The organism is Halomonas sp. PA16-9 (assembly GCF_009728585.1).
GTDB lineage: Bacteria > Pseudomonadota > Gammaproteobacteria > Pseudomonadales > Halomonadaceae > Vreelandella > Vreelandella titanicae.
In genome coordinates, this window is sequence record NZ_CP040453.1 from 102,897 (window position 1) to 122,184 (window position 19,288).

Sequence of the window (19,288 nt, forward strand, 5' to 3'; positions counted from 1 at the left end):
GACGTGGCCTTCACCTTCTCACCCGAACGCTTGAGTGGTGAAAACGCGCTATTGCCCGAGGGGCCGGCCTATTTCTCCGTCCTCGACGAGGTCAAGGTCATCGACCCGACCACGCTGCACTTCATTACCAAGGCGCCGGACCCGCTGCTGGAGCAGCGTCTGGCTTCATGGGCATCGTGGATCATCAATAAGGAAGACTGGCTGGCTAAAGCGGAAACCGATGGTGGCGTACCGATGTTTCCGGTCGGTACCGGCCCCTACCAGCTCGACACCTACCGGGCCGACGAGGCGATCCACCTGCTGGCCAATGATGACTATTTCGGCGGCCAGCCTACCGCAGCAAGCGTGACCTTCCGCGAAGTCCCCGAGCCCTCGACCCGTGTCGCCGGTCTGATTTCGGGTGAGTTCGATATCATCACCAACGTCGCCCCCGACCAGATCGAGCAGATCAATAGCTACGACGATATCGAGACCGTTCAGTGGTTCTCGCCAACTCGCATGTGCTAGTTTATAACGTCACCGACCCGGTGCTTGATGACCCGCGCATTCGTCAGGCAATGAACCTGGCGATCGACCGTGAGCTGCTCAACAAGCACTGTGGGGGAGAAGCCGTGGTGCCTAACGGCCACCAATATATCGAGTTCGGCGACATGTATAACCCTGATCATGTCGGCCTTGAATATGATGTAGAGCGCGCCAAGGCATTGCTCGCCGAGTCTGACTACGCGGGTGAACTGATCCGTTACTCTACCAGCCGTACTACTATCTCAATGCGCTCAATGCCGCGCAGGTCATCGTCGAGATGTGGAAGGAAATCGGCTCAACGTCGAACTCAATGTCGTGGAGAGTTTCGCCGGTATCGACAGTGCCGACATCCAGGTCAGAACCTGGTCAAACTCACGCGCTACCCTGACCCGGTCGGCGGTCTGTGGAACCTGGGGGCCATACGGCAACCCGCAACGCCTGCACAAATCATGGGTAGATACCGAAGGCGTCGCACGCTTCAACGAGCTGGGCAAGACACTCGAGACCTCGGTTGACCTGCGGTGCGCCAGGAAGCGGCCTGGGAAATGCTGGAAATCTGGAAAGACGATGCTCCCGGTACCATCCTCTACCAGCCGCTTGAAACCTACGGCGTCGCCAAGGACGTGCAGTGGCAGCCCTACACCTTCTACTACATGGACCTGGGACTATAACCTCAGCTTCGAAAGCGATGCCCGTAATGGCTGTGCTAGCAACACTCAGAGGGAGGCTTAGCGCCTCCCTTGCCCCAACAGTGGCGCCCTTGCCCCTGCATAACGGCCCCGTCCTCGACATTAACAACCTGGTGGTCAGCGCCGCACGACCCGCTGGTGGAAAGAGGTCAGCCTGTCGTCAATGCCGGCGAGACGCTGTGCCTGGTGGGTGAGAGCGGCTGCGGCAAGAGCCTCACTGCATGTCGGCACTAGGGTTGCTCGATGAGGGCCTCAAGGCCAGTGGCTCGTCAAGCTCTTCGGTACCGAAACGGTGGGCGCTCCGGATAGCGTGTTGAACCGTTTGCGCGGTAACCGCATCGCCATGATCTTTCAGAACCCGATGTCGGCGCTCAATCCATCAGGCGGGTCGGCAGCCAGATCGTGGAGGCCATCAAGCAGCACACCGCGTTACGCGGCCAGGCAGCCGAACAGCGCATGGAAGAGCTACTCGACCAGGTGGGCATCCCCGACATCAAGCGCAGCAAGAAAAGTTACCCCCACCAGCTGTCCGGCGGTATGTGCCAGCGCGTGATGATCGCCATGGCGCTCGCTTGCCGGCCACAACTGCTGATTGCCGACGAGCCCACCACTGCGCTTGATGTCACCATTCAAGCGCAGATTCTGGGTCTGATCCAGGCGCTGCAGAAAGAGCTCGACCTGGCCGTGGTGTTTGTCACCCATGACCTGGGCGTGGTGGCCGAGATCGCTGACCGGGTTGCCGTCATGTACGCCGGCCGGGTCGTCGAGACCGGCTCGGCCGAGGCGCTGTTCGCACGCCCCGCCCACCCCTATACCCGGGCCCTGATGAACAGCCGTATCGGCTTCGCCCGAGTGCCCGGCACACCACTGGAGTCGATTAGCGGGACGGTTCCGGCTCCCACGGCTCGCCCGGCCGGCTGCGCCTTTGCCCCGCGCTGCGCGCTCGCTCAGGACATTTGCTCCACCCGCCCTGCGCTTGCTCCCGCTGGCAGCACCCTGGCCGCCTGTCATTTAGCCCAGCAGCATCTCTGGAGGAGCGCCTGATGACCCAACAGCTCCACACCGGCGTCAAGGCCACCGAGCTTGTCCAGGCCTACCCGGTCGGACGGCGACTGTTTGCCAAGCCCACGATGTTCCAGGCCGTCAACAAGGTGAGCTTTCATCTCGCCGAGGGCGAAACCCTGGGCATTGTCGGTGAAAGCGGCAGCGGCAAATCGACCCTGGGACGCATGGTCGCCGGTATCGAAGCCCCTAGCAGCGGCCATGTCTCATTCTGGGGTAGCGCTTATGCCCCTATCGATACGCCACTCTGGCGCCGGCAGCGCCGCGATGTTCAGGTGGTGTTTCAAAACCCCGCCGCGGTTGTCGACCCGCGCTGGAACATCCATGCGCAAGTCCGCGAGGCGCTGACCACGCACGAGACCTTAGCCCGCTCTGAGGCTGACGACCGCACCCAGGAGATGCTCAGCCTGGTGGGGCTTGGCAGCATGGGCAAGCGGCTCCCCCACCAGCTATCCGGTGGTCAATTGCAGCGCGCCGTCATTGCCCGCGCCCTGATCCTACGGCCAAAGCTGGTGGTCTGCGATGAAGCCGTCAGTGCGCTCGACGTGTCAGTGCAGGCACAGATCATCAACCTGCTGCTCGAATTGCGCGAGCGCTTCAGGCTCTCGATGATGTTCATCTCCCACGACATGTCGGTGGTCCGCCATATCAGTCACCGCGTCGGGGTAATGCATCGCGGCAAACTGCTGGAGGTCGGCGACGCCGCGCGCCTGTTCGAGTCCCCTCAGCACGAATACTCCCGCCAGCTACTCGCGGCCATTCCCACCGACACCCCGCAGCGCAAGCGTAGCCGCAAGATCCGCGATGCTGCCTCGCTCCAGACGCCGCACCCTGTTTCGAATGCCAAGGCAGGCCCATGAAGGTCATCGCTCACCGTGGCAACAGCGCACACTACCCCGAAAACACCCCGGCCGGCTGGGACTCGGCGTTTGCACACCGCGCTCATGCGATCGAAGCCGATATTCGCTTTTCTGCCGACGGGGTCGGCATCTGCGCCCACGACCCCGCCCTGCAGCGCTTGTTCAAGCGTGATGAACGCACCGCCGAGCTGAGCTATGCCGAACTCGCCTCGCTAGCCGGTGCGCAGGGTGAGACCATCAGCCTCTACACCGATGTGCTGGCCTATGTACGTAAGGGGCAAAGCGTTGTACTCGACCTCAAGGAAGAAAGCCCCGCAGCACTTGAGGGCGTCTGGCAGGCCATCGATCAACGCGTTCCCCATGATCGGCGCCCACTGATTGTTGTCGGCTGCCATAGCCTTGCGGCAGTGGAGTATTTTGCTGCACGCGGCGGCGTCACCATCCTTGGGTTGATCCCCACCCCCGACGTCGCTGCCGAGGTCTTCCAGGCCGGCGCCACCACTATTCGTCTCTGGGAACGCGACGTCACCTCACTACTTGTGGAACAGCTGCAAGCGCTGGGCGCGCAGGTCTGGGTCACCACCGGCGGAGAGCCAACCGGCCGGCGGGTCGGTGACACTGACCAGCAAAGCCTTGCCGCCCTGCACCGCGCCGGTGTCGAGGGTGTGCTCGTCAACGATGTTCCCCTGGTCAATACCCTTTTGGAGGCACTGCAATGAGCCGCGGCTCGACCCTGATCGTCACCTTCGATGGACTACGCCGCGACCGGGCAACCACCGCACTGATGCCGAACCTGGCCCGGTTCATGGCCGAAGGCACTGACTTTCTCAACTCACGCTCGGTCTTCCCTAGTGAAACTCGCGTCGCCGTTACCTCGACAATGACCGGCTGCCCGCCTGGCGATCACGGCCTGGTGGCCAACCAGTTCATCCATCCGGTGAAGCCCGGCGCGCTGTTCAAGACCGCTGAGTGGGACCACCTGGAAACCGCCGCCCAAGCCGGACAGCTTGTCGATCGGCTGACCCTGGGCCAGCGCATGGCCGAGGCCGGGCGCAGCATGGTGGTCTTGAGCACCGCCTCACCAGGGGCATCGCGGATGATGAACGCCAGGGCCCATGCGTTGGGCCAGCCGGTGTTTTCGATGCACGGTCTACCGGTGTCCAGTCAGCAGCTGCACGAGCAGGTCACCTCGACCCTGGGCGCCATTCCCGAACCGGCGGCACCCAACAGCAAACGCATGACCTACGCCACCGATGCGCTGCTCAAGGTCATCTATCCCCGCTATGCACCGGACCTGTGCGTGTTGTGGATGAACGACCCCGATATCACCTCTCATCGCTTTGGGGTCACCGCAGCCGAGACCGAGCTTGCCCAGCGCGCCTGCGACGACAACTTCGCACGCATCCTCGAGTGGTGGCACGCCGGCAATGGACCGCAAAACATCATCGTCATGTCGGACCACGGGCAGATCACCGGCCAACGCCAGCTCGCCACCCTGGATATCGTCCCGGCCGAGTTCGGCCACGCCTCCATTGGTGCCTTCAGCGGCATCTATCTTCATCACCGCTCCGCTAGCCACAAAGCCAAGGTCGTGGACTGGCTCGTTCAACAAGATTTCTGCGGTCTGGTATTTGCCAGCAGTGACGACGGAGCCGCGATTCCGGGCGCACTGCCCTGGTCGGCGGTGCGTAACGCGCATCCTCGCAACGCCGATGTCGGCTTCACCCTGCGCGCCTCAGACTCCTCACAGCAGTACGGGCCCGACCTCGATAAGTGCCTGTTCGCTAGCGGCATTCCCGTGGGCGGCGGAATGCATGGGGGGCTCAACAAAGGCGAGCTGTCGACCGTTCTGGCGGCACAGGGGCGCGACTATCGTGGCGCTTTCGCCTCCGAGACTCCGTGCTGGTTACCCGATATTGCGCCGACCATCCTCACCACCATGGGGTTGGCGCTCGACGGTACCGCCGGGCGTCCGCTGGTCGAGGCGCTGACCGGCGTAAGCGCAGGCGCAGGCCGGGTGCCTGATGTTGAGACACGCCTACTCAGTGCCACCCACCGAGGCCATGAACAGTATCTGCGCCAATGGGTGATCGACGGCCAGACCATCGTCGACTGTGGCTGGACCGCCGGCAGTGGAGGGTGGCACCCATGAACCTAGCGTTCTTGATGACCAAGCTGGTGCGCGGGCTGCTCACCCTGCTGCTCGCCGTCACCTTCGTTTTCATCGTGCTGCGCGCCTCCGGCGACCCGGCACAGATGATGCTGGCAGACGACGCCTCCGCTGATGCCATCGCCGCCTTCCGCGAACGCTGGGGGCTCGACCGCTCGATATTTCACCAGTACCTGACCTATCTCGCCGCCATCCTGCAAGGTGATTTCGGCACCTCATTTCGCGATGGACGCCCGGCCCTGACGGTCATCGCCGAGCGCCTGCCGGCCACCCTGGAGCTGGGAGTCTCGGCCCTGCTGATTACGCTTGCGCTGGGTATTCCCGCCGGCATCATCGCCGCACTCAAGCATGGCAGTTGGGTCGACCAGGCCACCATGTCCTTCACCATACTCGGCCACAGCATTCCCAACTTTTTTCTCGGTATTCTGCTGATTTTGCTGTTCTCCATCACCCTGCGCTGGTTACCCAGCTCCGGGACGGGGAGCTTCTGGCACCTGCTGATGCCGGCCATCACCCTGGGCACGGCGGCGTCGGCTACCGTGGCGCGCTTTACTCGCTCCTCCATGCTCAATGTGCTGCATCAGCCCTTTATGCGAACCGCCAAGGCCAAGGGCATCCCCCATCGCCGCCGGGTCATCGGCCATGCGCTGCCCAACGCGGCCATCCCCGTGGTCACGGTCGTCGGCATGCGTATCGGCGGGCTGATCGGCGGTGCGGTCACCATCGAGACCGTATTCGCCTGGCCCGGCGTCGGCCTGCTGCTGGTCAACGCCGTCAACCAGCGCGACTTGGCGATCGTCCAGGGATCGTCCTGCTGATCGCACTGACCATGGTCACGGTCAACCTGATCGTCGATCTCACCTATGGCTGGCTCGACCCGCGCGTCGAGCTGCATACCAAGCGTAAGGCAAAGGCATGAGTCGCCACGATGCAGTCACCCCGATGATGCTGGCCCGGCGGCGCCCTGGCTGGCTCACCCGCCTTTGGAAAACCCGCCCGCCGCTGGTGATCGGCCTATGCGTTGGCTGGCTGGTACTGATCGTGGTGGCGGCGCTGGGTGCCGAACTCCTGGCGCCTTACGGCTATGCACAGCAGAACTTGCTCAATCGCCTCCAACCGCCCGCTGTTCTGGGCGGCACAGCCGAATACTGGCTCGGCACCGACAATCTCGGCCGCGACGTGTTGAGCCGCGTGATCTACGCCATGCGCACCAGCATTTTGATCGCCTTGATGAGCACGCTTATCGGCGCCACCGTAGGCACCTTGCTAGGCATTGTGGCCGCCCACTTCCGTGGTTGGGTCGATGATCTGATCATGCTGCTGGTCGATTTTCAGGCCTCGATTCCCTTCCTGATCGTGGCCCTCGCCGTGCTGGCGTTTTTCGGCAACAACTTCATCTTGCTGGTGGTACTAATCGGCTTGTTCGGCTGGGACGGCTATGCCCGTATCGCCCGTGGCCTGGTCCTCTCCACCAGTAGCCAGGGCTACGCCTTTGCCATTCGCACCCTGGGTGTGCATCCGGCCAAGGTTTACTGGCGTCATGTGGTGCCCAACATGCTGGGTATTATCATGGTCCAGGTCACCCTGAATTTCCCCGAGATCATCCTGCTGGAAACTTCGCTATCCTTCCTCGGTCTTGGCGTGCAGCCCCCGGGAACCAGCCTGGGGCTGCTACTGGGTGAAGGCCGCAACTATCTTGCCACCGCCTGGTGGATCGGCGTCCCCGCCGGCGTGGTTATTTTTCTCACCACGCTTGCCATCAGCCTGCTCGGCGACTGGCTACGCGACAAGCTCGACCCCAACCTGCAGGGCAAGCGCTGAGCAACCCGCAGCGCCATCCCCCGCTGGGCCTTATGCGTTGAGTGGTAACCCAGCACGTCAAGCGTTGGCAGCGGTCTCGAAGCTGCGCCGAAAATTGCGTGCCGAAACAAAGAAGGCTTTCACGACGGGGTCCTGAGTCTCAGCTAGGCGGAATACCGACTCAGGACAGGGTGGCCCCATATCACGCACCGGAATGCGCCGGATCGCATCGGTCCGTCCAGTGCCGTGGCGCCACATAAAGCCTACCCCGAGGCCATTGGCCACTGCCTCATAGACGCCATCTCGGGTGTCCAGTGCCAGCCGCGCGGTGGGGCTAAGTCCCGCCCGACGAAACGCCGCATCGACAATATGCTGGGTCGAGGAGCCACGGCTGCGAAAGATCAGCGGCACGTGCATCAACTGCTCGCAATTGAGGTACTCGAAGCGTGCCACCGGATCTTCGGGATGAGCGATGGCCACCACCTCCTGGTTAAGCAGCGTCTCACGCACGAAGCGTTTATCTGATGGCACATTGGGTAGCACACCAATATCCAGCTGCCCGTCCAGCACCCCCTTGATGATATGCGCGAAGTCGTTGAGCGCCACCGTTAGCGTTACCCCCGGATAGTCGCGCTGAAAAGCGGCGAGTAGCGCCATACCCGGCATAGAGTTGCCCAGGCCAATGCGCAGCTGGCCAGAGTGGATGGAGTGGCGACGCGCCAGGATACGTGCCGCCTGCTCCTCCAGAGAGTCGATCTGCGCAGTGACCTCGGTCAGCTCTTCGCAAAAAGTGGTCGGCATCCACTGAGCGTTGCGGCGCTCAAATAACGGCACCCCACAATGGCGCTCCAACTCCTTGATCTGCTGAGCGATAGCCGGCTGGCTCACCCCCGTGTGCCGGGCTGCCGCTGCAAACGATCCAGTGGCTACCACCGCATGCAGAGCGCGGCGCGCGGCGATCGATAATTTCATCAATGCCTTCTCCAAGCACAGGTTGCAGGCACCAAAAGTAACCCTTTTGTTTGAAACAAAAGTGACAAAGCCCTTCTTTAGTCTGCAGTCAATCAACGCTGCCAACTGGAGCCGAACCTTGCCCACCCTGTCCGTGAACACCAATGTCGAGCGCCCTCTACCGCTTGGCACCATTACCGACACCACCTGGCGTGCCATCCTATGCGATCTGGATGGCTGCCTGATCAGCGGTGATACGCTCTTGTCCGGCGTGCAGGTCTTCACTCGTCAGGTACATGACCGGCTATGGATCGTCTCCAACAACTCCACTGACACCCCCCAGAGCTTGACAGCCCGCCTCGCCGGCATGGGCCTTTGTGTAGCGCCGAGCCGTGTGCTGCTAGCAGGTGCCGAGGCGATTACCGACCTCGCTCGCCGCCGCCCGGGAGCCAGGGTAGCGCTCTTCGCCAGCCAGCGGCTCCATGACTACGCCGAGGACCATGGCCTGCAAATCGTCCGCGAGTGTCCCGACACGGTACTGCTATGCCGCGATGTGCATTTCGACTATGCGGCGTTGACTCATCTCGTCGGCCATCTCCAGCGCGGCACCGAGCTGATCGTCGCCAACCCCGACACCTCACACCCCAGCCTACTCGGCCCCCCGGTACCCGAGACAGGGGCCTTGCTGGCCGCTGTACGGGCGGTTGTACCGGACCCCCCTCTGCGCATCATCGGCAAACCCCAGCCTTTTCTCTTCGAACTGGCATTAGCACGTGCCGGGGTAACGGCACGCGAGGCATTGATGATCGGTGATAACGCTAGCACCGATGGTGCCGGCGCCCATGGCTTGGGTATTGCCTATGCCAGCGTCGTACCCAATGCCGGCTTCCCGCACCTCACAGGAGGCTCCCCGTGCTGACCTTCTTAATCAAAAGCTTGTGCAAGATGGCCCTGACACTGTTTCTGATCATTACGGTGGTGTTCTTCGCCACGCGGCTCTCCGGTGATGCCATCGACTTCATCGCCGGCGAGGGGCTCGATGCCCAGAGCCGTAGCGAGCTGATCACCTACTATGGCCTGCAAGAAGATATCGTCACCCAATACTGGCGCTACCTGCACAGCATCGCTCAGGGCGAATTCGGCATCTCCCTGATCGAGCGGCGCCCGGTCACCACCATGTTCCGTGAGCGTGTGGTGCCGACCCTGCAGTTGATCGGTGGGGCCATTCTGCTGACGCTAGTGGTCGCCATTCCGGCGGGCATCTATGCTGCCGTACGGCGCCAGCATGCCTCGGCCAAAGGCATGATGACAGCCGCCTTTATCGGCTATGCCACGCCTAACTTCGTTTTGGCCACGCTGCTACTGCTGGTCTTCTCCTACTGGCTACAGATCCTGCCCAGTGCTGGCAACTCCACCTGGCTGCACTACCTGATGCCGGTGACCGCGCTGTCGCTGACCTATATCGCCTCCCTGCTTCGTTATACCCGCAATGCCACCCTGGATGTGCTCGGCCAGGACTTCCTGCGCACGGCACGCGCCAAGGGAGTATCGGAGCGCGAGGTGATCTTTTATCACGTGTTACGCAACACCCTGATCACCGTGCTGTCAGTCACCGGGCTGATGGTGACGGGGTTGGTATCGTCGGGTGCCGTGGTCATCGAGAGCATCTTCTCGTGGCGCGGTATCGGCGACCTGCTGGTTAACGCTGCGATCCGTCGCGACTACCCGGTGCTGCAGTTCGGTGTGCTGGCAGTTGCCGCTGCGGTCATCACTCTTAACACCCTGATCGACATCGCTTATGCACTGATCGATCCGCGTGTACGCTTGGGAGCACGCGCCGCATGAATCATCCTGCACTGCTCATCTCATCGCGCCGCCAGTGGCTGGGTATCTGGTATGACGCCGGCCCCTTGGTGCGTCTCGCCATCATCCTTGGCCTGGCACTGCTGGCCGCCTCTCTACTGGCCCCCTGGCTCGCCCCCTTCGATCCCAATCAGCAGAGCCTGCTGGCCCGTCTCCGCCCCCCTGTCGGTTTCGAACGTGGCATAGCGGGCCATTGGCTGGGCACCGATGAACTCGGACGCGACATCCTCTCCCGCACGCTTCACGCCCTGCGCATCACCCTAGGCATCGCCCTGGCCGGTGCGACCATCGGCATGCTGTTAGGGCTGACGCTAGGCTTAATGGCAGGACTCAAGGGCGGTGTGGTCGACGACATCATCGCCGGCATCGTCGATATGCAGATCGCTGTGCCCTTCACTCTCATTGCCCTGCTTGCCGTGGCCATCTTCGGCGGCGATTTACTGGTGCTGATCGCTGTGCTGGGCATCTCCGGCTGGGAAACATTTGCCCGCGTGGTGCGCGGTGAAGTGATCAAGATGCGCGGCCAGCCGTTCATCGAAGCAGCCCATGCCAGCGGTGCTTCAGCATGGCGCATCGCCACGCGTCACCTACTGCCCAACTTGATGTCACCGCTGGTGGTGATGTTCGCCTTGAACTTCTCGCAAATCGTGCTGCTTGAATCCACCTTGTCGTTCCTTGGGCTAGGGGTGCGCCCGCCCACGGCAACCCTTGGCAGCATGGTCGGACAGGGCCGTGACTACATGCCGAGTGCCCCCTGGCTGGTCATCGTACCGTCGTTACTGATTCTGCTACTGACACTGGTCGTCCAGTTATCGGCGATTTCCTACGTGATCGTGCCGATATCAAGCTACGCCGCAGATAACGCAACCCGCAACACCCGTGCAGGCCAAGCCAAAATGGCCCAGGCCGCTCCACTGGAGAGCATCATGAAGCAACTGCTACTTGGTACCCTTGCCATTACCGCCGCGACGCTGGCGCTAGAACCAGCCCTGGCACAAGAGCTACGTGTCGGCGTCCAGAACATGAACAACTATCTCGATCCCGGCAGCGACCACTCCAACGCCGGCTCCCAGTACTACTACAACAGCTTGACACCCTGATCGACCGCGACCATGGCGGCAGCGGCGAGTTTATCCCCGGCCTGGCGACCTCGTGGGAGATCGTCTCACCACAGATGATCGAGTTCACCCTGCGCGAAGGCGTGCGCTTTCACGATGGCTCTGAGATGACCGCCGACGATGTGGTGTTCTCGCTGAACCGCATGTTCTCGCCCACCTATCCTCCGTACCTGGTACGCAAGCGTGACCGGCTGAACAACTTTACCCGTGCCGAAGCCACGGAAGATGGCAAGGTCCGCGTCTATACCGCTCGTTCTGAACCGCTCTTCGAGACACTGCTGTCGATGCAGCAGACCATGATCGTGCCTAAAGGGTATCTCATGGGCCTCAGCGGCCATGCCGAAGTGGACGAGGTGACAGACTATGAAGCATTCGGTCTGGCACCGGTAGGTACCGGCCCGTACCGGATCGCTAAGTTCGTGCCGGGTGAGCGCATCGTCTACGATCGCTTCGATGACTTCTGGGGCGAACCGGCACCCTTTGAACGGGTTACTGTCACACGTATCCCCGAAACGGTCAGCCGCGTTACTGCACTGCGCTCAGGTGAGGTGGATATGATCACCAACCTCGCTCCAGACCAGCTCGAACTCGTTGATGGCGACCCTAACCTCAAGACTGCCGGCTCCATCACGCCGCTGTTCCACGTCATGATCATGAACGTCAACCATCCACGGCTTGAAGACCCTCGCATCCGCCGCGCCATGAGCCTCGCGCTTGATCGTGACCTACTCAACGAAGCCCTGTGGCTGGGCATGGCCGAGGTTCCCTCCTCGCACACCATGGCCGAGTTCGGCGAGTTTTATATGCCCGAACTCGACACCTTCCGCTACGCCCCCGACGAAGCCCGGCGCCTGCTCGACGACGCCGGCTACGACGGCACCGAGATCATCTACGACACCTACTCCTCCTATTACACCAATGAGCTGCTGGCTGCTCAGGCCATGAAAGAGATGTGGGGTGCCGTCGGCCTCAACGTCACGCTCAATGTAACGGAGTCCTGGAACGGCTGCTCGCCGGAGCTGATGGCCCGTAACTGGTCGAACCCGATGTACTTCGCCGACCCCTTTGGTTCCTTTGGTGTGATGTGGGGGCCGGATGGCCCTTCCGAGAGCTGTGGCCGCTTCAACACCGACGAGGCGTATGCCGAGATCTGGGATCGCTTCCGCTTCTCCCCCACGCTTGAAGAGCGACGCACTGCCTACGCCGAACTGATGGAGCGTATCGAGCTCGACCCACCGGTACTGCCGCTCTATCGGCCCTATGAAGCGTGGGGCATGCGTGACGAGATCGACTGGACGCCGCTGGAGACGCATATTCCCTATGTACTCGACTTCCGCGCCGGCCGCATCGCTGTATCGGCTGACTGAGCCACTGGCTCAGGCAACCGCTGCCAGCCGCGTTATCGAGCGTGCCTTTGCCCTGGCGGGGCACGCCTCTCTTGTATAGGTAGGAACACCCTACAGGAAGGAACACCATGAGTGTACGACTCGCGATCATCACCGATATCCACCATGGGCCGGACGTCTGGACCAAATGCGGCCATGCAGCGCTCAGCCTCACCCGTCAGTTCGTCGACTATGTCAACACCACCAAACCGGACGCGGTAATCGAGCTGGGCGACCGTATCTCGGATGTCGATGCCGCCACCGACCACCGTCACGCCACCGAGGTCGCCGAGGTGCTGGCAGGCATTCAGTGCCCGCGCTACCACATCAATGGCAACCATGACCTTGAGTACCTCTCGGTAGCGGAGAACGCCGCAATTCTTGGCCAACCACTCCACCATCGAGTCGTCAGGCTCGGCGACTGGGATCTGGTGCTATGGCATGCCGACGCACGGATTCATCAGCAAGCTGAAGGGCGCTACCTACAGCTTCCGGCAGATGACCTGGCCTGGCTGCAACGCACCCTTGAGTGCGCCGAGCGCCCCCAGCTAGTCGTCAGCCATATTCCCGTATCACCCAATGTGCCGGTCGCCCACTACTATTTCGAGCGTGCGGCACATCTCGCCGCCTACCCCCAGGCGCCCGCCGTGCGCGACGTCCTGGCGAACGCCAAGGTACCGGTCGTCTATCTGTCGGGGCATGTCCACTGGAATACCGTCACCCAGGCGAGCGGAGTCTTCTATCTCAGCCAGCAGTCGCTCACTGAGGGCTTCACCACCCAGGGCGACCCCGCCGCCGCATGGGGGGTGATCGAGCTTGGTGAGCATGTCGACTGGGAGGTGTTGGGTAACGACCCACTGCGCGTGCGCTTCACACCCCCCGCCGCACGCTGGATGCCGCCGCTGCAGCGGCTGGCTCCTCAACCCTCGGAGGCCGTCTCATGAACCAGCCCTTGCTCGAGGTCGAGGATCTGCATATCCGCTTCGCCGATACACCAGTGGTGAAAGGGCTCAGCTTCACGGTGCAGCGTAACGAGACCGTGGCGCTTGTCGGCGAGTCGGGTTCCGGAAAATCCACCACGGCCCTGGCCATCCTGCGCCTGATCGAACGCGAAGGTGGCGAAATCACCGCCGGGCGCATTCGCCTGCATGGCCAGCCACCCTTGGAACTCTCCTCACTGAGTGACAAAGCGATGCAGGCAGTGCGTGGGCGCTTGATCTCGATGATCTTTCAGGAACCCATGACGGCCCTCAACCCCTTGATGACCATCGGCCGCCAGCTGCTCGAGGCCATCGAACGCCACCAGCCGCTGTCACGCGGCGCAGCGCGGCAACGTGCCATCGCCGCACTCGAGGAGGTGCAACTGCCCACCCCGGCCCTCAAGTTCAGGCAGTATCCCCATGAACTCTCCGGCGGCCAGCGCCAGCGTGTCATGATCGCCATAGCGCTGGCCTGTCGGCCTCAGTTGCTGATCGCCGACGAGCCATCCACCGCCCTGGATGTCACCACCCAAGCGCAGATCCTCTCGCTATTACGGCGCCTTCAGGCCAGCACCGGCATGAGCATACTGTTCATCACTCACGACATGGGCGTCGTTGCCGAGATGGCCGACCGGGTGGTACTGCTGCGCCACGGTGACAAGGTGGAAGAAGCCCCCACCCGCAGGCTGTTTCGCCAGCCCCGTGAAGCCTATACCCGGTTGCTGCTGGATGCCGCACCACGCCTGGGGGCCGGCGCGCCGCCAGCGCCACCGCCCAGCAAACCACTGCTCGAAGTACAGAACCTGGTGACCGCCTATGCCGGACGCCGCCGCCACCCTTTCGCCCCGCGTAGTGAAGTCCGTGCAGTCGATGGCGTCAGCCTGCATGTCGGCGCGGGCGAAACCCTGGGGCTGGTCGGCGAATCAGGCTGTGGCAAGTCAAGCCTGGCCCGCTCGATTTTGCGGCTGGCGGCAATTCGCAGCGGCTCGATTCGCCTTGATGGCAACGAGATCAGCCAGCTAAAAGGGCGCGAATTGGTGCCCATGCGCCGCGCGGTGCAGATGATCTTCCAGGACCCCTTCGCCTCGCTCAACCCACGCCTGCCGGCCTGGCGCCTGGTCACTGAGCCCGCCTTGATCCACGGGCTTGTCAGCGAGCGAGAGCGACGCCAGCTAGCCATCAGCCTGTTCGAAAAGGTCGCGCTAGGCCCCGAACATCTACAGCGTTACCCGCATCAATTCTCGGGCGGGCAGCGCCAGCGGCTATCGATCGCCCGGGCCCTGTCGGTACAGCCCAAGTTAATCATTGCCGATGAGCCGGTCTCAGCACTGGATGTCTCCATCGCCAGGCAAGTGACCGAACTGATGCAACAGCTGCAACGCTCAATGGGCTTGGCGTTTCTGTTTATCAGCCATGATATTGCAGTTGTCGAGCGCGTCAGCCACCGCATCGCGGTCATGTATCAAGGCAAGATCGTCGAGACCGGGCCAACCAATAGCGTACTCAACAGCCCACGTCATACCTATACCCGCCGATTGATTGAGGCGGTGCCCCATGCTCGGTTCGGGAAAGAGAGCACAACAGAAATAGCGAAAGCAACAGCTGAAAGATTTGGGTATCCGGATGAAGTGGTTGACGATCCCTGCTGCTCCATCAATACCTTAATCCTCCCAGAAGGTTGATAGATCGACGCCGAAGTTCTTCTCTGGCTCTGGGAGCCCCATGCTGTAGGTCATGGTGGCCTTGCCTAGGAATGGGGATTCCTTGGTCTGCGGTGCCCTTTTCTTGTGCTTGGTGGTGTATAGCATCCGGGCTCGCATCACCTCGAATGAATAGCCTCGCCCATCGCGGTTTTTGTCCTTGGCTAACCGGTTAATCGACTCCGTGAAGGCGTTGGTGATCGGGTGTCGGTCTCGAAGTAGGTCAGCATCTCCTCATGCCAGCCACTGATAGCACTGACGAGATCTTTCCAGACCTCCTTTTGCCCCTGTGGGATGTCGTCAATCCAGGCAGTCAGCGCCTTCTCGGCGTCACGCCGGGTTGTGGCGTCCCAGATGTGGAAGAACCGCTCCTTGTGCTCGTAGGCCGCCAAGAGCTGGGGGAATGCCCCTGTCCAGGTCTCCATGATGAGCCGTTCGCGATCTGAGACATCGTGAGCGCGCTTCAGCAGGATCTTCCGGTCACCCTTGAGGGTTCGGCGCTGGTTGGACGTCAGCTTTTTCCTGAGCCCCTTGCGGACCTTTTCCAAGGCCTCGTTGGCCATTCGCACGACGTGGAACTTATCGACCACAATGCGAGCCTGCGGCAGCACCGCCTGGACAGCACGGCGGTAGGGTTTCCACATATCCATGCTGACGATCTCGACCTGGTGGCGCTCGGTCATGCTCATGAGGCGCCTCGTCACCGCGTCCTGCTGGCGACCGGGCAGCAGGTCCAGTAGGGTACGCTCCTCCAGGTTGGTCAGGATGCAGCGGTAGCGGCGGTTCAGGTACAGCTCGTCGATCCCCAGGCAGCGGGGTGTCTCGAAGCGATGCCAGGCTGCCAGGAACTCAGCCTTCTTCTTGAATATCTCGCGGACAGTCTTCTCGTCGAGGCCCGTGGTATCAGCCACGTAGGCGTAGGGGTGATTGAAGGCTTCCTTCTCGACGTGGTTGTAAAGCCTCCGCGTCATGCGGTGATCGTCTACCATTTCCGGAAGAGCTGGCCGGAACGTCCTTCCACACGCCCGGCAGGTGTAGCGGCGACGGACCACCCAGAGGGTGACCCGCCTTCCGTGGATGGGTAGGTCGCGATAGGCCACATCGCGCTTGCCGAACCTGACAAACTCACTCTCAACGCCGCATTCCTCGCAAGCTAGAGGCTCAGGAGCTTCGACCTGGTAGTGGAGATCATGCTCTTCCATCTTGGTGGCTAGGACGTGGTACTCGGGAAGGTGCAGGATGTTGTCAGGCAAGCTGGTCATGCAAACTTTCCTTGTCGACATGGTCCATAGATGATTGCGACTCTTTGACCGCGTTGTTTTCTACGAACTGAAGGTGATTTACTCCCTTGGGTCTTCTGCTTCTCTGAGCCCTTCATGCAATGACGCAATTAGCGGGCAAGTGATATTGCCTTGTTGTGCATGGCATCGGTCGACCATTTCGCTCAGCACCTTCTCAATTCTTTCAAGCCTGTCGATCTTCTCGCGAACGTCCCCTAACTTGTGCTCTGCGAGAGCACTGGCTTCTTGACAGTGGGCGCCATCTTCCAGCCGAAGTAGGTCACTGATCTCATCCAGACTAAAGCCCAGCTGCTGCGCCGTTTTCACGAACGTCAACCTGTCGATATCGGCGGCACTATAGCGTCGAATACCTCCGGGAGGTCGTTCGGGCTCCGATAATAGCCCTCGTCGCTGGTAATAGCGGATTGTCTCGACATTGACGCCGGCCGCCTTGGCCAGGCCGCCAATGGTCATGGTGTCCGCCACTTTATCTGCATGTCTCTTCATGATGCTTGACTCCGTACCAAGCTACGGAAGTAACCTTATCGTAGCTCCCCCCATCCCGAAAGGAGAATCGTCAATGCGGACACCTAAAACGGGGCGAGGGCCCCTGGCCGCCGGAGGAGTCGCGGCCCTCCTGGCCTCGGCGTGTTGCCTCGGCCCGCTGGTTCTGATCACGCTGGGCGTTTCCGGCGCCTGGATCAGCAATCTGGCGTCGCTGGAGCCCTATCGCCCGCTCTTTATCGGCGTCGCGCTGGTGGCGATGTTCTTCGCCTGGCGTCGCGTCTTTCGGCCAGTGGAAAAGTGCCAGCCGGGAGAGGTGTGTGCCGTGCCACGGGTCAGGACGGGCTACAAGGCGATCTTCTGGCTCGTATCGCTGCTGGTGCTAATCGCCCTGGTATTCCCCTACGTCTTGCCCTTGTTCTATTAAAAGGAGATCTACCATGAAAGCTCGTTTCGCCTTCATCGCGCTACTCGCCCTGCTCAGCACGCCCGCCTTAGCGGCCTTGCAGACCGTGAAGCTGTCGGTGCCGGGCATGACCTGTGCCGCCTGCCCGATCACCGTCAAGGCCGCCCTCAACAAGGTGGACGGCGTCTCGCAAGTCGACGTGAGCTACGCGGATCTCGAGGCCGTGGTCACCTTTGACGACGCCCGAACGTCGGTGGAGGCATTGACCGAGGCCACCACCAACGCTGGGTATCCATCAACCCCGACATCCTCGCAAGCGGATCGAGAGTGATCATGAAGAATCCCAAGACCCTGCTGCGCGTGAGCGTGATCGGCAGCGGCGGCGCCGCCATGGCGGCGGCCCTGAAGGCCGCCGAGCGCGGCGCCCGGATCACCCTGATCGAACGCGGCACCGTCGGCGGTACCTGTGTCAATACAGGCTGTGTGCCTTCGAAGATCATGATTCGCGCGGCCCATATTGCCCACTTGCGTACGGAAAGTCCCTTCGATGCAGGCCTGAGCGCCCAGGCGCCGGTGGTGGATCGGGCCAAGCTGCTCGAGCAGCAGCAGCGACGTGTCGAGGAACTGCGTGACGCCAAGTACGAGGGGATTCTGCGCGACCACCCGGCCATCACTGTCCTGCACGGCGAGGCCCGGTTTATCGATGCCCATAGCCTGATGGTCAAGCTGAACGAGGGCGGCGAGCAGGTCGTCCACTTCGACCGCGCCTTCATCGGTACTGGCGCCCGACCGGCAGTACCGCCGATCCCGGGTCTTGCCGACACCCCCTACCTGACCTCTACCAGTGCTCTGGCCCTGGACACTCTTCCCGAGCGGCTGATTGTGATCGGCGCCTCGGTGGTGGCCCTGGAACTGGCCCAGGCCTTCGCCAGGCTGGGCAGCCGGGTCACGGTGCTGGCCCGCAGCCGCCTGCTCTCCCAGGAAGACCCGGCGGTAGGGGATGCGGTGGAGGCGGCGTTTCGCCGCGAGGGCATCGAGGTCCTCAAGCAGACCCAGGCGAGCCGTGTGGACTACACCGACAATGAATTCATTGTCGACACCAACGCCGGCACCTTGCGGGCGGATCAACTGCTGGTGGCCACCGGACGGACACCCAATACCGAGGCCCTGAACCTGGCGAGCCTCGGCGTGGAAACCGCACATGGGGCTATTCTGGTCGATGAGCATCTGCACACCACGGTGCCGGGGCTCTATGCCGCCGGTGACTGCACCGATCAGCCGGAGTTCGTCTATGTCGCCGCCGCCGGGGGCAGCCGGGCTGCCGTCAACATGACCGGGGGCGAAGCCACCCTGGACCTGAGCGCCATGCCGGCGGTGATCTTCACCGACCCCCAGGTGGCCACCGTCGGCCTGACGGAAGCCGAGGCCATCGAGCAAGGCTTCAGCGTCGATACCCGTGAGCTGGACCTGGAAAACGTGCCGCGTGCGCTGGTGAATTTCGACACCGGTGGTTTCATCAAGCTGGTGGCCGAACGCGACTCGGGCCGGTTGCTGGGGGTGCAGGCGGTGGCGGGGGAAGCCGGTGAGCTGATCCAGACGGCGGTGATGGCGCTACGCGCACGCATGACCGTACACGACATCGCCAATGAGCTATTTCCCTACCTGACCATGGTGGAAGGGCTCAAGCTCTGTGCCCAGACTTTCACCAAGGATGTGACGCAGTTGTCCTGCTGTGCCGGGTGAACGATATGAGCGCGACCGTGGTGCCACTGGGCGGCGGCACCACGGGTTTTGGGCATGGACACCACAGGGAGCCCTGTCACGATGAACACGACACTACCAGATTGCGGGATGATGGGGGCGATGGGCTGGATAATGCCAGTGATCGGAATTGCCCTACTATTGCTACTGGTCCTGGGCATCGCCTGTTTGGTGAAGTATCTGCTCTCTAGCAAGTGAGCGTACTCAGCGAGCCATCAACCAGCTAATCCGTTG

21 protein-coding genes and 1 pseudogene are annotated in these 19,288 nt (G+C 62.0%); 19 read left to right on the forward strand and 3 right to left on the reverse strand.

Annotation, left to right across the window (positions count from 1 at the left end; translation table 11 throughout):
- Positions 1-3 precede the first annotated feature (3 nt).
- From FDY98_RS29170 to FDY98_RS25435, 9 genes are all read left to right on the forward strand, one after another.
- A complete protein-coding gene (locus tag FDY98_RS29170) occupies positions 4-507 on the forward strand; it encodes an ABC transporter substrate-binding protein (RefSeq protein WP_340147115.1) in 504 nt (167 codons plus the stop codon).
- Positions 480-1,040, forward strand: coding sequence for an ABC transporter substrate-binding protein (locus tag FDY98_RS29175; RefSeq protein ID WP_340147116.1), 561 nt, complete (start codon positions 480-482; stop codon positions 1,038-1,040). Before FDY98_RS29170 ends, FDY98_RS29175 begins: the two co-directional genes overlap by 28 nt.
- Positions 1,041-1,046: 6 nt before the next feature.
- Positions 1,047-1,196: a hypothetical protein gene (locus tag FDY98_RS29180; RefSeq protein WP_340147117.1), complete on the forward strand. Its 150-nt coding sequence runs from the start codon at positions 1,047-1,049 to the stop codon at positions 1,194-1,196.
- 420 nt (positions 1,197-1,616) lie between these two features.
- Complete coding sequence (locus FDY98_RS25410; RefSeq protein WP_155706406.1) at positions 1,617-2,258, forward strand: ABC transporter ATP-binding protein; 642 nt, start codon at positions 1,617-1,619, stop codon at positions 2,256-2,258.
- Positions 2,258-3,136 (forward strand): ATP-binding cassette domain-containing protein, encoded by an 879-nt coding sequence (locus tag FDY98_RS25415; RefSeq protein WP_340147118.1) that lies wholly within the window; start codon positions 2,258-2,260, stop codon positions 3,134-3,136. The genes FDY98_RS25410 and FDY98_RS25415 overlap by 1 nt, the downstream gene beginning before the upstream one ends.
- Positions 3,133-3,855: a glycerophosphodiester phosphodiesterase gene (locus tag FDY98_RS25420; RefSeq protein WP_155706407.1), complete on the forward strand. Its 723-nt coding sequence runs from the start codon at positions 3,133-3,135 to the stop codon at positions 3,853-3,855. Before FDY98_RS25415 ends, FDY98_RS25420 begins: the two co-directional genes overlap by 4 nt.
- Complete coding sequence (locus FDY98_RS25425; protein WP_155706408.1) at positions 3,852-5,288, forward strand: alkaline phosphatase family protein; 1,437 nt, start codon at positions 3,852-3,854, stop codon at positions 5,286-5,288. The genes FDY98_RS25420 and FDY98_RS25425 overlap by 4 nt, the downstream gene beginning before the upstream one ends.
- Positions 5,285-6,124 carry an ABC transporter permease gene (locus tag FDY98_RS25430; RefSeq protein ID WP_442908006.1) on the forward strand — a complete coding sequence of 280 codons (840 nt, stop codon included), beginning with the start codon at positions 5,285-5,287 and terminating at the stop codon, positions 6,122-6,124. Before FDY98_RS25425 ends, FDY98_RS25430 begins: the two co-directional genes overlap by 4 nt.
- A gap of 97 nt (positions 6,125-6,221) precedes the next feature.
- The gene (locus FDY98_RS25435; protein ID WP_442908007.1) at positions 6,222-7,127 is read left to right on the forward strand and encodes an ABC transporter permease; all 906 of its coding nucleotides are present in this window, start codon (positions 6,222-6,224) and stop codon (positions 7,125-7,127) included.
- Between the two features lie 57 nt (positions 7,128-7,184).
- On the opposite strand, the gene FDY98_RS25440 is transcribed toward FDY98_RS25435, so the two are convergent.
- Complete coding sequence (locus FDY98_RS25440; RefSeq protein ID WP_155706409.1) at positions 7,185-8,078, reverse strand: LysR family transcriptional regulator; 894 nt, start codon at positions 8,076-8,078, stop codon at positions 7,185-7,187.
- A gap of 118 nt (positions 8,079-8,196) precedes the next feature.
- Between FDY98_RS25440 and FDY98_RS25445 the strand changes: the two genes are divergently transcribed.
- The 6 genes from FDY98_RS25445 to FDY98_RS25470 all read left to right on the forward strand — a co-directional run bounded on the left by FDY98_RS25445 (position 8,197) and on the right by FDY98_RS25470 (position 15,085).
- Positions 8,197-8,976 carry an HAD-IIA family hydrolase gene (locus FDY98_RS25445; RefSeq protein WP_340147119.1) on the forward strand — a complete coding sequence of 260 codons (780 nt, stop codon included), beginning with the start codon at positions 8,197-8,199 and terminating at the stop codon, positions 8,974-8,976.
- Positions 8,970-9,902 (forward strand): ABC transporter permease, encoded by a 933-nt coding sequence (locus FDY98_RS25450; RefSeq protein WP_340147120.1) that lies wholly within the window; start codon positions 8,970-8,972, stop codon positions 9,900-9,902. Before FDY98_RS25445 ends, FDY98_RS25450 begins: the two co-directional genes overlap by 7 nt.
- Complete coding sequence (locus tag FDY98_RS25455) at positions 9,899-11,020, forward strand: ABC transporter permease (RefSeq protein WP_340147121.1); 1,122 nt, start codon at positions 9,899-9,901, stop codon at positions 11,018-11,020. Before FDY98_RS25450 ends, FDY98_RS25455 begins: the two co-directional genes overlap by 4 nt.
- Positions 11,021-11,094: 74 nt before the next feature.
- Positions 11,095-12,405, forward strand: a complete 1,311-nt coding sequence (locus FDY98_RS25460; RefSeq protein WP_340147122.1) for an ABC transporter substrate-binding protein — start codon at positions 11,095-11,097, stop codon at positions 12,403-12,405.
- A gap of 107 nt (positions 12,406-12,512) precedes the next feature.
- Complete coding sequence (locus FDY98_RS25465) at positions 12,513-13,367, forward strand: metallophosphoesterase family protein (RefSeq protein ID WP_155706410.1); 855 nt, start codon at positions 12,513-12,515, stop codon at positions 13,365-13,367.
- Positions 13,364-15,085, forward strand: a complete 1,722-nt coding sequence (locus tag FDY98_RS25470; RefSeq protein WP_155706411.1) for an ABC transporter ATP-binding protein — start codon at positions 13,364-13,366, stop codon at positions 15,083-15,085. The genes FDY98_RS25465 and FDY98_RS25470 overlap by 4 nt, the downstream gene beginning before the upstream one ends.
- Here FDY98_RS25470 and FDY98_RS25475 read toward each other — a convergent pair.
- Positions 15,065-16,365: pseudogene (locus FDY98_RS25475) on the reverse strand (ISL3 family transposase). The gene FDY98_RS25470 and the pseudogene FDY98_RS25475 sit on opposite strands and share 21 nt — an antisense overlap.
- A gap of 78 nt (positions 16,366-16,443) precedes the next feature.
- Positions 16,444-16,890, reverse strand: a complete 447-nt coding sequence (gene merR, locus FDY98_RS25480) for an Hg(II)-responsive transcriptional regulator (protein ID WP_006911920.1) — start codon at positions 16,888-16,890, stop codon at positions 16,444-16,446.
- A 73-nt stretch (positions 16,891-16,963) separates the two neighbouring features.
- Between merR and merT the strand changes: the two genes are divergently transcribed.
- From merT to FDY98_RS29185, 4 genes are all read left to right on the forward strand, one after another.
- Entirely contained in the window at positions 16,964-17,314 is a 351-nt protein-coding gene (gene merT, locus FDY98_RS25485; protein WP_008957404.1) for a mercuric ion transporter MerT, read from the forward strand.
- Between the two features lie 13 nt (positions 17,315-17,327).
- Positions 17,328-17,624 carry a mercury resistance system periplasmic binding protein MerP gene (gene merP / locus FDY98_RS25490; protein WP_006911918.1) on the forward strand — a complete coding sequence of 99 codons (297 nt, stop codon included), beginning with the start codon at positions 17,328-17,330 and terminating at the stop codon, positions 17,622-17,624.
- 2 nt (positions 17,625-17,626) lie between these two features.
- On the forward strand, positions 17,627-19,036 hold the full coding sequence (merA, locus tag FDY98_RS25495) for a mercury(II) reductase (RefSeq protein WP_155706412.1): 1,410 nt from the start codon (positions 17,627-17,629) through the stop codon (positions 19,034-19,036).
- Positions 19,037-19,117: 81 nt separating this feature from the next.
- Positions 19,118-19,252, forward strand: coding sequence for a hypothetical protein (locus FDY98_RS29185; protein ID WP_008957399.1), 135 nt, complete (start codon positions 19,118-19,120; stop codon positions 19,250-19,252).
- Positions 19,253-19,288 lie beyond the last annotated feature (36 nt).

Coding starts and splice junctions, on each gene's coding strand:
- FDY98_RS29185 (WP_008957399.1), top strand. CDS start 19,118: ATGAACACGACACTACCAGATTGCGGGATGATGGGGGCGATGGGCTGG.
- FDY98_RS25435 (WP_442908007.1), top strand. CDS start 6,222: ATGAGTCGCCACGATGCAGTCACCCCGATGATGCTGGCCCGGCGGCGC.
- FDY98_RS25420 (WP_155706407.1), top strand. CDS start 3,133: ATGAAGGTCATCGCTCACCGTGGCAACAGCGCACACTACCCCGAAAAC.
- FDY98_RS25465 (WP_155706410.1), top strand. CDS start 12,513: ATGAGTGTACGACTCGCGATCATCACCGATATCCACCATGGGCCGGAC.
- merP (WP_006911918.1), top strand. CDS start 17,328: ATGAAAGCTCGTTTCGCCTTCATCGCGCTACTCGCCCTGCTCAGCACG.
- FDY98_RS25470 (WP_155706411.1), top strand. CDS start 13,364: ATGAACCAGCCCTTGCTCGAGGTCGAGGATCTGCATATCCGCTTCGCC.
- FDY98_RS25455 (WP_340147121.1), top strand. CDS start 9,899: ATGAATCATCCTGCACTGCTCATCTCATCGCGCCGCCAGTGGCTGGGT.
- FDY98_RS25415 (WP_340147118.1), top strand. CDS start 2,258: ATGACCCAACAGCTCCACACCGGCGTCAAGGCCACCGAGCTTGTCCAG.
- FDY98_RS25440 (WP_155706409.1), bottom strand. CDS start 8,078: ATGAAATTATCGATCGCCGCGCGCCGCGCTCTGCATGCGGTGGTAGCC.
- merR (WP_006911920.1), bottom strand. CDS start 16,890: ATGAAGAGACATGCAGATAAAGTGGCGGACACCATGACCATTGGCGGC.
- FDY98_RS25425 (WP_155706408.1), top strand. CDS start 3,852: ATGAGCCGCGGCTCGACCCTGATCGTCACCTTCGATGGACTACGCCGC.
- merA (WP_155706412.1), top strand. CDS start 17,627: ATGAAGAATCCCAAGACCCTGCTGCGCGTGAGCGTGATCGGCAGCGGC.
- merT (WP_008957404.1), top strand. CDS start 16,964: ATGCGGACACCTAAAACGGGGCGAGGGCCCCTGGCCGCCGGAGGAGTC.
- FDY98_RS25430 (WP_442908006.1), top strand. CDS start 5,285: ATGAACCTAGCGTTCTTGATGACCAAGCTGGTGCGCGGGCTGCTCACC.
- FDY98_RS25460 (WP_340147122.1), top strand. CDS start 11,095: ATGATCGAGTTCACCCTGCGCGAAGGCGTGCGCTTTCACGATGGCTCT.